The sequence below is a fragment of the Streptomyces sp. NPDC007808 genome (assembly GCF_042868655.1).
Lineage (GTDB): Bacteria > Actinomycetota > Actinomycetes > Streptomycetales > Streptomycetaceae > Streptomyces.
The window spans coordinates 1-12,967 of sequence record NZ_JBIAEQ010000015.1 but is presented as its reverse complement, the minus strand read 5'-3'; the positions used below and the strand labels follow the sequence as shown (position 1 = coordinate 12,967).

Annotated in this window: 12 protein-coding genes and 1 rRNA gene; 2 read left to right on the top strand and 11 right to left on the bottom strand. The window is 71.8% G+C overall.

Annotated features, from left to right (window positions below; translation table 11 throughout):
* Positions 1-11: 11 nt before the first annotated feature.
* The 5 genes from recN to ACFYNL_RS38795 all read right to left on the bottom strand — a co-directional run bounded on the left by recN (position 12) and on the right by ACFYNL_RS38795 (position 4,886).
* Positions 12-1,730 carry a DNA repair protein RecN gene (gene recN, locus ACFYNL_RS38815; protein WP_388812848.1) on the bottom strand — a complete coding sequence of 573 codons (1,719 nt, stop codon included), beginning with the start codon at positions 1,728-1,730 and terminating at the stop codon, positions 12-14.
* A gap of 163 nt (positions 1,731-1,893) precedes the next feature.
* On the bottom strand, positions 1,894-2,550 hold the full coding sequence (locus ACFYNL_RS38810) for a maleylpyruvate isomerase family mycothiol-dependent enzyme (protein ID WP_388812723.1): 657 nt from the start codon (positions 2,548-2,550) through the stop codon (positions 1,894-1,896).
* 243 nt (positions 2,551-2,793) lie between these two features.
* Positions 2,794-3,699 carry an NAD kinase gene (locus tag ACFYNL_RS38805; RefSeq protein WP_388812721.1) on the bottom strand — a complete coding sequence of 302 codons (906 nt, stop codon included), beginning with the start codon at positions 3,697-3,699 and terminating at the stop codon, positions 2,794-2,796.
* The gene (locus ACFYNL_RS38800; RefSeq protein ID WP_388812720.1) at positions 3,696-4,511 is read right to left on the bottom strand and encodes a TlyA family RNA methyltransferase; all 816 of its coding nucleotides are present in this window, start codon (positions 4,509-4,511) and stop codon (positions 3,696-3,698) included. The genes ACFYNL_RS38805 and ACFYNL_RS38800 overlap by 4 nt, the downstream gene beginning before the upstream one ends.
* Before the next feature lie 54 nt (positions 4,512-4,565).
* A complete protein-coding gene (locus ACFYNL_RS38795; protein ID WP_388812845.1) occupies positions 4,566-4,886 on the bottom strand; it encodes a hypothetical protein in 321 nt (106 codons plus the stop codon).
* A 123-nt stretch (positions 4,887-5,009) separates the two neighbouring features.
* On the opposite strand from ACFYNL_RS38795, the gene ACFYNL_RS38790 reads away from it, so the two are divergent.
* The gene (locus tag ACFYNL_RS38790; protein ID WP_388812719.1) at positions 5,010-5,357 is read left to right on the top strand and encodes a sterol-binding protein; all 348 of its coding nucleotides are present in this window, start codon (positions 5,010-5,012) and stop codon (positions 5,355-5,357) included.
* Here the strand turns inward: ACFYNL_RS38790 and ACFYNL_RS38785 are convergent.
* From ACFYNL_RS38785 to ACFYNL_RS38770, 4 genes are all read right to left on the bottom strand, one after another.
* Positions 5,341-6,228, bottom strand: coding sequence for an ABC transporter ATP-binding protein (locus tag ACFYNL_RS38785; RefSeq protein ID WP_388812717.1), 888 nt, complete (start codon positions 6,226-6,228; stop codon positions 5,341-5,343). The two genes, ACFYNL_RS38790 and ACFYNL_RS38785, sit on opposite strands and share 17 nt — an antisense overlap.
* A complete protein-coding gene (locus ACFYNL_RS38780) occupies positions 6,225-7,271 on the bottom strand; it encodes a FecCD family ABC transporter permease (RefSeq protein ID WP_388812842.1) in 1,047 nt (348 codons plus the stop codon). The genes ACFYNL_RS38785 and ACFYNL_RS38780 overlap by 4 nt, the downstream gene beginning before the upstream one ends.
* Before the next feature lie 116 nt (positions 7,272-7,387).
* Positions 7,388-8,431: a FecCD family ABC transporter permease gene (locus tag ACFYNL_RS38775; RefSeq protein WP_388812714.1), complete on the bottom strand. Its 1,044-nt coding sequence runs from the start codon at positions 8,429-8,431 to the stop codon at positions 7,388-7,390.
* 96 nt (positions 8,432-8,527) lie between these two features.
* Positions 8,528-9,556 carry an HAD hydrolase-like protein gene (locus ACFYNL_RS38770; RefSeq protein ID WP_388812712.1) on the bottom strand — a complete coding sequence of 343 codons (1,029 nt, stop codon included), beginning with the start codon at positions 9,554-9,556 and terminating at the stop codon, positions 8,528-8,530.
* A 71-nt stretch (positions 9,557-9,627) separates the two neighbouring features.
* Here ACFYNL_RS38770 and ACFYNL_RS38765 point away from each other — a divergent pair, with 71 nt between their 5' ends.
* Positions 9,628-10,920: a DUF1015 domain-containing protein gene (locus ACFYNL_RS38765; RefSeq protein WP_388812709.1), complete on the top strand. Its 1,293-nt coding sequence runs from the start codon at positions 9,628-9,630 to the stop codon at positions 10,918-10,920.
* A 55-nt stretch (positions 10,921-10,975) separates the two neighbouring features.
* On the opposite strand, the gene ACFYNL_RS38760 is transcribed toward ACFYNL_RS38765, so the two are convergent.
* Complete coding sequence (locus ACFYNL_RS38760) at positions 10,976-11,734, bottom strand: hypothetical protein (protein ID WP_388812839.1); 759 nt, start codon at positions 11,732-11,734, stop codon at positions 10,976-10,978.
* A 1,140-nt stretch (positions 11,735-12,874) separates the two neighbouring features.
* Positions 12,875-12,967, bottom strand: a 5S ribosomal RNA gene (gene rrf, locus ACFYNL_RS38755); the annotation flags it as partial.

Below are 12,967 nucleotides of genomic sequence, written 5' to 3'. Positions count from 1 at the left end.
CTGCCGCCCCTCTACGCGTCCGCCCGAGCCGCCTCCAGCAGCTCCTCCGCATGGGCCCGCGCGGTCTCGGAGTCCTCCTGGCCGGCGAGCATCCGGGACAGCTCCCGGATCCGCTCCTCGCCCTCCAGGACCTTCACACCGGACCGGGTGACCGACCCGTCGTCGGTCTTCTCGACCAGCAACTGCCGGTCCGCGAAAGCGGCGACCTGCGGCAGGTGGGTCACGACCACCACCTGCGCGGACTTCGCCAGCCGGGCCAGCCGCCGCCCGATCTCCACGGCCGCCTTGCCACCGACGCCGGCGTCGACCTCGTCGAAGAGGTACGTCGGCACGGGATCGGTCCCGGCGAAGACCACCTCGACCGCGAGCATCACGCGCGAGAGCTCACCGCCGGACGCGCCCTTGGCGATCGGCCGGGGCGGCGCTCCGGGGTGCGGCGCGAGCAGCAGCTCGACCTCGTCCGTGCCGGAAGGACCGTAGGCAACCGTCCGCCCGCCGACCTCCACGCCCTGAGGGTCCTCGGTCTGCCGGATGTCGAAGGACACCCGCGCGTGCGGCATGGCGAGCGAGGCCAGCTCCGCCGTCACGGCGGCGGCGAACCGCTCTGCGGCCTCCGCCCGCGCGTCCGTCAGCGCCTGCGCCAGCCCGCCCAACTCGGCACGCAGCGCGTCCCGCTCGGCGGTCAGCTCCTCGATCCGCTCGTCGTCGCCGTCCAGCTCGGTCAGCCGCGCGGCGCTCTCCTCGGCCCAGGCGAGCACGGCGGTGACGTTCTCGCCGTACTTCCGCGTGAGCGCGTTCAGCGCGGCCCGCCGTTCCTCGACGGCCGTGAGCCGCAAGGGGTCGGCGTCCAGATCGTCGGCGTATCCCGCCAACTCTCCTGCGACGTCGCCCAGCAGGATCCCGATCTCCCCGATCCGGTCGGCCAGGGCGGCCAGCGCCGGGTCGTGCGAGCGCACGGCCTCCAGGGCCCGCTGCGCGCCCGCGACGAGCGTCGCCGCGTCGATGCCCTCGGGGTCCTCCGGGTTGCCGGCGAGGGCGGCGTGAGCGGCCGTGGCGGCCGACGACAGCGCCTCGGCGTGCCCGAGCCGCTCCGCCTCCTCCGCGAGCTCCACGTCCTCTCCGGCCCGCGGTTCGACACCGGCGATCTCCTCCAGCCCGAACCGCAGCATGTCGGCTTCCTGGGCCCGCTCACGCGCGCGCGTGACGATCTCGTCGAGTTCGACGGAGACGGCCCGCAGCCGCCGGTACGCCTCGGTGTACTTGGCCAGCGGCACGGTGACGGAGTCCCCCGCGTACCGGTCGAGGGCCTGGCGTTGCCGGGACAGCTTCAGCAGGCCCTGCTGGTCGGTCTGCCCGTGCACGGCCACCAGGTCGTCGGCGAGTTCGGCGAGCAGTCCGACCGGCACGCTGCGCCCGCCGAGATGCGCCCGGGAGCGCCCCTCGGCGGAAACGGTACGGCTGATCAGCAGCGCGCCGTCGTCCAGCTCGGCCCCCGCCTCCTCGGCCCGCACCACGGCGGACGCGTCCGCGGCGACGGTGATCCGCCCCTCCACGACCGCGCTCTTCGCCCCGATCCGCACGAGCGCCGGGTCCGCCCGCCCGCCGAGCAGCAGGCCCAGGCTGGTGACCACCATGGTCTTGCCCGCACCCGTCTCACCCGTGACGGCGGTGAATCCGGGCGACAGCTCGACAACCGCGTCGTCGATGACTCCGAGCGACCGTATCCGCATCTCCTCCAACACGGACACGACCTTACGAGGTCAGGAGCCGGGAGTGCGACGCCCCCCGGTCCCAGTCGGGTGAAGCTCCTGGTGACGAATACGGATCGGCTTCACATGTCACCCAGGCGAGTGCAACGTTCTCAGGGGCCGGGGGGTGAAGCGAAGGTGTTCTTCAACCTGAGCGCAGTCGAGCGCGCAGGACTGCCGCACCGTCCCCCTCAAGGTCCTCGCAGGCCGCCGCGCGGCCTGCCATCCCCATCACCAGCGAGAGGGTCGGCCCCCGGAGCAGGTCCCCCGAGCCGGTGGTGAACGGTCCGTCTGTGGCCTCGACCCGCAAGCCCGCGATCGCAGTGTTGCTCGCGACGGTGAAATCGCGGCCGGCGAAGAACCGGGCCACGGCGGTCGTCGTGGCCACCGGAGGTGTCCGCACAAGACCCAATGGCCGGCGGATGTCCTCGCTGTGCACGACTATTTCGCCCAGCCAGGCCGCGGTATGTCCGGACGGCCCGGCGGGACCGGCAACAACCGCGCGAAATCGCCGCAAAGTCTCTTCAGGTGTAGCACCACGGTGCTGTGCGAGTCGTCGGTCGTTGTGCAGATCGGGGTCGAACCGCGCGGCCAGCATGCTCAGCAGCCAGCGCCACATCCTCGTGCCGGCACCTGCGGTCAGATGGGCTACGACCTCCTCCACGGTCCAGCGTTCACACAGTGATGCTTTCGCCCACTGGGCCTCGCTGAGCTCGGCGAGGTCTTGAGCGAGCGCCAATCGCTCGACCTGGATCGCCTGTTCCAGAGCCTTCCGCGTTTCTGGAACGTGTGGTTCAGCCATAGGGCAGCCTCCGGAGATCGGGTGTCCTCCTTCAGACTCTTGTCGCCGCCCGAACTCATCGACTGCACCCGACGCCGGCTACGACGTGACGCCGCCAGAGCACCAGAACCGCACCGACCCGGCCCCGGACGACCGCCCGGCACCCCGAACAAGCACCGGGCACCCCGCAATGGCGTGGGCGAAACCGTCCGCCGCGAGAAGACCGTCACCGCCCTACGACGGTCGAAAGGTCGAAGAACGAGCTCAGTGCGGCGCCCCGCGCCACCCGGAGACGGGCAGCGCGAACTTCGCGACCAACCGATCCGTGAAGGAGGCGTGGTGCAACCGGGCCAGCCGCACGGGTACGGCTCCTCGCCGCACCTCGACCCGCGCCCCCGGCGGCAGCTCCACCGTCCGCCGCCCGTCGCACCACAGCACGCCCGGCGGAATGTGCGGCAGCACCTCCACCGCGAGCACCGAGTCCGGCGAGGTCACCAGCGGCTTCGCGAACAGGGCGTGCGCGCTGATCGGCACCATCAGCAACGCCTCCACCTCGGGCCACACCACCGGCCCGCCCGCGGAGAAGGCGTAGGCGGTGGAACCGGTCGGCGTGGACAGCACGATCCCGTCGCAGCCGAACCCCGTCACCGGCCGCCCGTCGATCTCCAGCACGACCTCGAGCAGCTTCTCCGCTCCGGCCTTCTGCACGGCCGCCTCGTTCAGCGCCCAGTCGGTGTGCACGATGTCGCCGTTGCGGTGCACGACGACGTCGACGGTCATCCGCTCCTCGACCTCGTAGGACTTGGTCACCACGCGGTCGACAACCTTGTCGAGGTCGTCCCGCTCGGCCTCCGCGAGGAACCCGACCCGCCCGAGGTTGACGCCGAGCATCGGCACCCCGGACGCCCGCGCGAACTCAGCGCCCCGCAGCAGCGTCCCGTCACCGCCCAGCACGATGAGCAGCTCGCACCCGTCGAGGCACTGCGGGGTCGCCTCCTTGACCAGCTGCACCTCGTCCGGCAGCGGCAGGTCCTCGGCCTCCGCCTGCAGGACGCGCACGCCGATCCCCGACCGCAGCAGTCCCTTGACCACCAGCTCGGCGCTGCGAATGGCCGCGGGCCGCCCGGTGTGGGCGAGCAGGAAAACAGTACGAGCTCGGTCCTGTGTCAACGCGGCCCCTCCGCCACTGCACGGTCAACGTCGGCCGGGTCCAGGGCGGGCGCCCCGGCACGCAGCCACAGAAAGTACTCGACATTCCCGGAGGGACCGGGCAACGGACTGGCCGTGACCCCCTTCACCCCGAGCCCGAGCTCCCACGCCCTCTCGGCCACGCCGCGCACGGCCTCGGCCCGCAACTGGGCACTGCGGACCACTCCACCGCTGCCCAGACGTTCCTTCCCCACCTCGAACTGCGGCTTGACCATCATCACCAGGTCGGCGTCCGGCTTCACACACCGCACAAGGGCGGGCAGCACCAGTCCGAGCGGGATGAAGGACAGATCCCCCACGACAAGATCCACTGGTTCCCCATCGATCGCTTCGAGCGTCAACTCGCGTACGTTCGTACGGTCCTTGACGGTGACGCGTTCATCGCTTCGAAGAGTCCAGGCGAGTTGCCCGTATCCGACGTCGACGGCGACCACGTGCGCGGCCCCCGACCGCAGCAGGACGTCGGTGAAGCCCCCGGTGGACGCGCCGGCGTCCAGCGCCCGCCGCCCTTCCACCATCAGCCCCCGGGGTACGAAGGCCGCCAGCGCGCCCGCGAGTTTGTGGCCGCCTCGCGACACGTACTCGGGATCGCTGTCGTCGGACGCCACGACGATCGCCGCCGCGGTCTCCACCTGCGTGGCCGGCTTGGTCGCGACGGTCTTGCCGACGGAGACCCGCCCGGCGGCGATCAGCTGGCTGGCGTGCTCACGCGAGCGCGCGAGCTTCCGGCGGACCAGCTCCGCGTCGAGACGACGGCGTGCGACTCCTGCCACTTTCGGTTCAGCTCCTGTTCCCGTACGGCATCGATGGGCGCGACCCGAAGGGTCTCACGGTGGGGTGGTGGTCCGGTGGGGGGCGGGAGCCGGTGGCCCCTGGCGGGCGTCGAGCGCGGTGAGCGCGTCACGCAGCCCCCGGTGCACATCCTCGTACACCTCGACGTGCCCGTCGGTGGCCAGGTGGTCGGCATCACCCAGCCTCTCCAGCTGGGCGTCGACGACGGCGTTGCCGGTGGGGGTGCGGGGGACGTTCAGCGGGGCGGGGGCGGCGGGGTCGTAGTCGGGTTCGGCCCCTTCAGCCCCTTCGGCTGCTTCAGCCGCTTCGACCCCTTCGACCGCTACGGCCCCTTCGACCGCGCCGACCGTTCCCACCGCTCCGGCCGCGAGCCCGGCCGCCGCTTCGGCCTCGGCCGCCGCCTGCGGGATCTCCGTCTCCGGAAACGTGTCGCTCATGCCCAGACGCTACCCCGAACCGCTGGGGTACCGTCGATCGCGATGGCCACGATCGAGGAGTGCCGCGCCGCACTCGAGAAGCTCTCGGAGAACATGCAGCACGCCGAAGGGGACGTCGGGGCGGCCGCGGCCCTGGACCGCTCGGTGAGCTGCCACATCACGGACCTTGACGTCACGTTCGCCGGCCGCATGTCGGGCGGCCGGATCCACGTCCACGACACCCTCCAGGGCCCGCCCCGCGAGAAGGCCCAGATCAGGCTCAGCATGACCGGCGACGACCTGGTGGCCCTGGTCGCCGGGGATCTGCACTTCGCCAGGGCCTGGGGTGCGGGCCGGGTGAAGCTGCACGCGGGTGTACGCGACCTGCTGGTCCTCAGGAAGCTTCTGTAGCCGCGACCTTCTCGACGTCTCGGCGGGCCTGCCGCGCCGCCGGCACCACCAGCGGCGTGCCCGTCTCCGGGTCGTCGATCACCTGGCACCGCAGCCCGAAGACCTCTTCGACCAGCTCGGCCGTGACGATGTCGTTGGGCGCGCCCTCGGCGATGACGGTGCCGCCGCGCAGGGCGATGAGGTGGGTGGCGTACCGGGCGGCGTGGTTGAGGTCGTGCAGCACGGCGACCAGCGTGCGCCCCTGTTGCTCGTGCAGCTCGGCGCACAGGTCGAGGACGTCGATCTGGTGCTGGATGTCGAGGTAGGTCGTCGGCTCGTCGAGCAGCAGCAGCGGGGTCTGCTGGGCGAGCGCCATCGCGATCCACACCCGCTGGCGCTGACCGCCGGACAGTTCGTCGACATAGCGATCCGCGAGCTCCGCGACCCCGGTCTGCTCCATCGACTCCTGGACGACCCGCTCGTCCTCGGTCGACCACTGCCGCAGGATCCCCTGGTGCGGGTACCGGCCGCGGCCGACGAGATCGGCGACCGTGATCCCGTCCGGCGCGATGGAGGACTGCGGCAGCAGACCCAGGGTGCGGGCGACCTTCTTCGCCGGCATCGACTGGATGACCTGCCCGTCCAGCAGAACCCGCCCCTGGCTGGGCTTGAGCATCCGCGACAGCGCCCGCAGCAGCGTGGACTTCCCGCACGCGTTGGGACCGACGATCACCGTGAAGGAGTTGTCGGGTATCTCCACCGACAACTGCTCGGCGATGACCCGCTGGTCGTAGGCGAGGGTGACGTTGTCGGCGGACAGGCGGTTCACAGTGCTCCTTCGATGGTTCGGCCCGGTCTTCGGCCCGCTGCTCGTGCGGCTGCCGGCGCTCATATGCGGCCCGCCCTGCGCTCGGTGACCAGCAACCAGAGCAGATAGACACCGCCGAGTACGCCGGTGACCACGCCGACGGGCAACTGGTCGGCGCCGAAGACCCGCTGGGAGATCCAGTCGGCGGTGACGAGGAGGGCGGCGCCCATGCACAGGGAGGGCAGCAGGTTGGGGCCGGGTGAGCGGGTCAGGCGACGGGCGAGCTGCGGCGCGGTCAGCGCCACGAAGCTGACGGGGCCGGCGGCGGCGGTGGCGGCCGCGGTGAGCAGCACGGCGGCCAGCATCAGCAGCAGCCGTATGCGCTCGACGCGCACGCCGAGGGCGTACGAGATGTCGTCGCCCATCTCCATCATCCGCAGCCCGCGCGCGTTGCCGAGGACGAGCGGTACGAGGACGGCGCACAGGGCGAGCAGCGGCCAGACCTGGGCCCAGTCCCGGCCGCTGAGCGACCCGGTCATCCACACCACCGCGCGGGCCGCGTCGACCAGGTCGGCCTTGGTCAGAAGATAGCCGTTGACCGCCGTCATGATCGCGGACATGCCGATGCCGACCAGCACCAGCCGATAGCCGTGCACGCCTCGCTTCCAGGCGAGCAGATAGATGGCGAACCCGGTGGCGAGTCCGCCCACGAGTGCTCCGGTGGTCACCTGGGTGGCGTCGCCGGAGAACACCACGATCACCACGAGCGCCCCGGCCGTGGCTCCCTGCCCGAGCCCGAGGATGTCGGGGCTGCCCAGCGGGTTGCGGGACAGCGCCTGGAACAGCGCACCGCCCAGGCCGAGGGAGGCACCGACCAGAAGCCCGACGAGCACACGCGGCAACCGCAGCTCGTTGACGATGAACTCCTGTCCCGCGTTGCCGTCGCCGGCCAGCGTCCTGAGTACGTCGCCCGCCGGGATCGGGAAGTCGCCGGTGCCGATCAGCACGACACTCGCGCCGAGCGCGGCGACGAGCAGCAGGACGACGGCGGTCAGGGCCCGGACGTCCAGCCGGACGGACAACCCGCCCGGGGTCCGCACGGCACGACTGCGCCGGGCGCCCTTCACCACGGTCCCGGCCCCGCCCTTCCGCCGGCTCTTCACACCGGCTTTCACGTCGGCCTTCACGTCGCTCCGCGCCTCGCCCTCCGCCTCGTTCTCCGCCTCGCTGTTTCGTACGGTCCTCACAGCTGGGCCGTCCTCCGCCGTCGTACGAGAAAGATGAAGACCGGGCCGCCGAGGATCGCGGTGACGATGCCGACCTGGAGCTCGGAGGGCCGGGCGACGAGCCGGCCGAGGACGTCGGCACCGAGCAGCAGCACCGGCGACAGGACGGCCGCGTACGGCAGGATCCAGCGCAGGTCGGGCCCGGTGAAGGAACGCACGACGTGCGGCACCATGAGACCGACGAACACGATCGGCCCGCAGGCCGCGGTCGCGGCCCCGCACAGCACGGTCGCCGTGAGCATGGACAGCACCCGGGTCCGGTTCAGGTCGGCCCCGAGCGCCTTGGCCGTGTCGTCGCCCATCTCCATGGCGTTCAGCGGCCGGGCGAGGGCGAGCGCGAGGACCATGCCGACCCCGAGGAACGGCAGCACCTGCTCGATGGTCGCGTCCGTCGCCGAGGACAGCGACCCGACCGTCCAGAAGCGCATCTTGTTCAGCGCCGCGTCGTCCATGATCATCACGGCTTGGAGATAGCCGTAGAGGGCCGCGCTGATCGCCGTACCCGCGAGCGCGAGCCGTACCGGCGTGGCGCCCCGGCTGCCGCCGAGGAACCACACCACGGCGCCGACCGCGGCCGCGCCGAGGAAGGCGAACCACACGTACCCGCTCAGGCTCGTGACGCCGAAGAAGGTGATGGCGGTGACGACCGCGGCCGACGCGCCCGCGTTGATGCCGAGCAGTCCGGGATCGGCGAGCGGGTTGCGGGTCAGGGCCTGCAGCACGGACCCGGCGAGGCCGAGGGCGGCCCCGGCCAGCAGCCCGAGGAGGGTACGTGAGATCCGGTCGTCGACCACCACGTCGCCGTACGTCCCCGAGGCGTCGAACAGCCCGTGCCAGACCTCCCCGATGGACAGCTGTTTCGCCCCGATCGCGATGCTCGCCAACGCGACGACCACCAGGATCAGGACAGAGACGAGCAGCCCAACGGCACGTACGAGCCGTCGGGTTGGGGGCGCGGACACGGACTCCGCGCGCTGTTCGGGGGGACTGTCGACCAACACGCAGTTAGGTTAGCCTACCCTGCCAATCCGGCACGATCCCGCTCCGTACCCGCCCCAACCGCAGGTCATCGCCTTGGTCGCGGGCCCACGGACCGCTCACAACCCCAGCCGGGCCAGCGCCTTCCCGGTTTCCAACTCGCACACACCCTCACCGGCCGCGCTCCAGGCCGCCGCACACAACGCCCGCAGCCCGTCCAAGCTCTCCCCCTCACCGTCGAGTTCAAGCCGCTCGGCACCGGCGGTCGCCGTCCAGCCACCGCACCGGAACCCCTCCCCGTCCACGACGACCTCCGGCTGCCCGGTGAGCAACCCGCGCAGATCGGCGTCGACATACGTCGGCCGGTGCTGCGGCGGCGCGGCCAGCAGCAGGGCGCCGTCGGTCACGCCGGTCAGCACCAGAAGCGAGTCGACACCGCCGTTGAACGCCCCCTCGATGTCCGTGTCCAGCCGGTCGCCGACCACCAGCGGACGCTCGGCCCCGGTCCGCAGGATCGTCTCCCGGTGCATGGGCGGCAATGGCTTGCCCGCCACCTGCGGCTCGGCACCGGTGGCTATCCGCACCACCTCCACCGCCGCCCCGTTGCCCGGAGCGATCCCACGCCCGCTCGGAATCGTCAGGTCGGTGTTGGAGGCGAACCACGGCACCCCGCGCGCCACGGCATAAGACGCCTCGGCGAACCGCCCCCACGGCAGCTCGGGCCCGCCGTACCCCTGCACGACCGCGGCCGGATCGTCGTCCGCCGACTCCACCGGCTCCAGCCCGCGCTCCCGCAGCGCCACCCGCAGCCCCTCACCGCCGATCACCAGGACCCGTGCCCCGGCCGGCACCTGCTCACTGATCAGCCGCGCGACCGCCTGCGCCGAGGTGATGACGTCGTCCGCCCCCGTCGGTATCCCCAGCTCCGTCAGATGCCCGGCCACGACGTCCGGGGTCCGCAAGGCGTTGTTCGTGACGTACGCGAGATGCATCCCGCCCTCACGGGCGATGGCGAGCGACTCCACGGCATGCGCGATGGCGCTGCCGCCCGCGTACACCACACCGTCGAGGTCGAGCAGCGCCGTGTCGTACGCCTCGCTCAGGGCCCTGCCACTGCCCTCCGGCCTCGTCCTGACGCTCTGGCTCATTCGGCATCGCTCCTCGTTCGACGGCTTCACCCGATCATCCCCCATGCCACTGACACCCGTACGATGCCGGGATGAACACAGCAGGTCACCCGGAAGCAACGGCGCGCCGAGGCCTCGAACTCACCCCGTTCCGAGGGCTTCGCTACGACCCCGACCGGGTCGGCAGCCTGGCCGCCGTCACATCCCCTCCGTACGACGTCGTCGTCCGCCCCGACGGCCTGCACCACCTCCAGGACGCGGACCCGTACAACATCGTCCGCCTGATCCTCCCCCAGGCGGCCACGCCCGGCGCCCGCAACGAGCAGGCGGCCACCACCCTGCGCCGCTGGCTCTCCGAAGGCGTCCTGGCCGTCGACCCGGAGCCCTGCCTGTACGTCTACGAGCAGCACGACGGCGAGGGCATGCTGCAGCGCGGCGTCATCGGCGCCCTGCGCGTCTCGGAACCCTCGGAGGGCCTGGTCCTCCCGCACGAGGACGTCATGCCCCACGTGGTCGCCGACCGGGCCGCCCTGATGCGCGCCACGTCCGCGAACCTCGAACCACTGCTCCTCACGTACCGCGGCGACGGCACGACGGCCGACACGACCGCCGTCATCGAGCGCACGATCGAGTCCCCTCCGCTCCTGGCGACGACCACCGAGGACGGCTTCAGCCACCGCCTGTGGTCGATCACCGACCCCGCCGACCTGGCCCACGTCCGGTCGGACCTGAGCCGGCGCCAGGCCCTGATCGCCGACGGCCACCACCGCTGGGCCACGTATCTGCGTCTACGCGCGGAGCATGCCTCGCCCGGCCCCTGGGACCACGGCCTGGTCCTCCTGGTCGACACGGCCCGCTACCCCCTGCGCGTCCGCGCGATCCACCGCCTCCTGCACGGCCTGCCGGTGCCGGAGGCCCTGGCCGCCCTCGACGGCCTGTTTCGCATACAGCGCCTCGACGTCCCGCTGGGCAAGGCCCTGGAGGCGCTGGCCGACGGGGCCCGCGCCGGCAACGCCTACCTCCTCGCCGGAGACGGCGCCTTCCACCTGATCGACCGTCCGGACCCGGCCCTCCTCGCCCGCACGGTCCCGGCCGACCGTCCCGCCGCCTGGCGCACCCTGGACGCGACGGTCCTGCACGCCGCGCTCCTCGCCCACATCTGGCACATCCCCGAGGACGATCCCACGCGCATCGCCTACATCCACGACACGGCGGCCACCGTACGCAAGGCCGAACGCGACGGCGGTACGGCCGTCCTGATGCACCCGGTCCGCGAGGACGTCGTCCGCGACCTGGCACGCCAAGGTGTCACCATGCCCCGCAAGTCGACGTCGTTCGGCCCCAAGCCGGCCTCGGGCCTGGTGCTGCGCGCGCTGGACCTGTGAACGCCGAAGGGGCGGGACCCCTGCCCGGGATCCCGCCCCTCACCTGAAGCCTCGCTCAGTCCCTGTCGCCCTCGTCCGGCCCGTCCTGAACCTCAGCGGCACCGCCACCGCTGCCCTTGTCCTCGCCCTCATCCTCGGAGAGGGCGTCGACGAACTCGACACCGTCCAGCTCGGCGAGCCGGTCGGAGGCGTCCGTGCTGCCGTCCTTGTCGGCCTCGACGGCCTTGGCGAACCACTCACGCGCCTCACCGTCACGCCCGGCGGCAAGCAGCGCGTCGGCGTAGGCGTACCGCAGCCGCGCGGTCCACGGCTGTACGGCGTTGGAGGCGAGCTCGGGGCTCTGCAGCGTCACGATGGCCGCGTCCAGCTGCCCAAGATCACGCCGGGCGCCGGCCGCGACGAGCCGCATCTCGACCTGCCCTGCCTTGTCCAGCTTGTGCACGTCGGGCGCCCCGGCCATGTCCAGCGCCTTCTCCGGACGCCCGAGCCCACGCTCGCAGTCGGCCATGACGGGCCACAGGTCGGTGTTGCCGGTCATCCGCCGAGCGGCCCTGAACTCGGCGAGCGCCTCCCCGTACTTCTGGTTCGCGTACGCCGCGAACCCGGCCGCCTCTCGCACGGCCGCGACACGCGACGCCAGCCGCAGCGCCACCTTCGAGTAGGCGTAAGCGCCCTCGGGGTCCTCGTCGATGAGCCGCGCGACCATCACCAGGTTCCTGGCGACGTCCTCCGCGAGTGTCTTGGGCAGGCTCTGCAGCTCCTGCCGTACGTCCTTGTCGATCTCGTCGCCCGTGACGTCCTCGGGGATCGGCAGCCGCTTGATCGGCTCGCGATCCCGGTCCCGCTCGTCACGGAACCGGCCACCACCGCGCCGGTCGTCCCGACGGTCGTCACGCCCACGGAACCCGCCGGGACGCCCACCTCGGTCATCGCGACGGGGCCCACGAGCACCACGGTCGTCCCGCCCCCGGAAGCCCCCGCGTTCGCCCCGGTTGTCGTCCCGCCGGAACCCGCCACGGTCGTCACGGCGGTCATCCCGACGGTCATCGCGGCGGAAGCCACCGCGCGCGTCGTCACGACGCTCCCCGCGGTCGTCGCGAGAGAAGGAGGGACGGTCGCCCTCACGACGGAACCCACGGTCGCGGTCGTCACGACGGAAGCCCCGCTCGCGGTCATCACCACGGAACCCACGGTCCCGATCGTCTCGACGGAAGCCACCGCGGTCGCCGTCACGGCGCTCATCACTCCGGCGGTCGTCACGACGGTCATCCCGCCGGTCATCACGCCGGCCGTAGCCGCCACCCCGGTTGTCGTCACGCCGGAAGCCACCACGCTCGTCACCACGACGATCGTCACGACGGTCATCCCGACGGTCGTCACGACGGTCATCACGGCGGAAGGACGGACGGTCGCCCTCACGCCGGAAGCCACGGTCGCGGTCGTCACGACGCGGCCCACCGGAACGGTCGTCCCTGCGGAACGCCGGACGGGGCCCACGATCGCCTTCACGTCGGTCGCCACCCCGGTCATCACGCCGGCCGTAGCCGCCACCCCGGTTGTCGTCACGCCGGAAGCCACCACGGTCGTCACCACGACGGTCGTCACGGCGACCATCGCGGCGGTCATCACGACGGTCATCGCGACGGAACCCACCACGGTCACCGCCCCGGTCGCCACCACGACGATCGTCACCACGGCGGTCATCACCACGGCGGTCATCACGACGGCCGTAGCCACCGCGGTCGTTGTCGCGACGGAAACCGCCTCGATCACCCCGGTCGCCGCGGTTGTCGCGATCACCACTGTCCCGTCGCCGCTGGTCGCGCTCCGGTCGGTCGTCGGGAGAGTTGGTGGACATCGGTGGCTCCTGTCTTCGGTACCGCAAGCATTGTAAAAACGAAAGGACCCCTGGTCCCAGCTGAACGCTGGTGACCAGGGGTCCTTCCCAAAGATTGTTCGGCGGTGTCCTACTCTCCCACAGGGTCCCCCCTGCAGTACCATCGGCGCTGTAAGGCTTAGCTTCCGGGTTCGGAATGTAACCGGGCGT

What these genes read in the sequence shown, in the direction of transcription:
- recN (WP_388812848.1), bottom strand. Translation starts at nt 1,730, where the DNA reads ATGCGGATACGGTCGCTCGGAGTCATCGACGACGCGGTTGTCGAGCTG.
- ACFYNL_RS38810 (WP_388812723.1), bottom strand. Translation starts at nt 2,550, where the DNA reads ATGGCTGAACCACACGTTCCAGAAACGCGGAAGGCTCTGGAACAGGCG.
- ACFYNL_RS38790 (WP_388812719.1), top strand. Translation starts at nt 5,010, where the DNA reads ATGGCCACGATCGAGGAGTGCCGCGCCGCACTCGAGAAGCTCTCGGAG.
- ACFYNL_RS38785 (WP_388812717.1), bottom strand. Translation starts at nt 6,228, where the DNA reads ATGAGCGCCGGCAGCCGCACGAGCAGCGGGCCGAAGACCGGGCCGAAC.
- ACFYNL_RS38770 (WP_388812712.1), bottom strand. Translation starts at nt 9,556, where the DNA reads ATGAGCCAGAGCGTCAGGACGAGGCCGGAGGGCAGTGGCAGGGCCCTG.
- ACFYNL_RS38765 (WP_388812709.1), top strand. Translation starts at nt 9,628, where the DNA reads ATGAACACAGCAGGTCACCCGGAAGCAACGGCGCGCCGAGGCCTCGAA.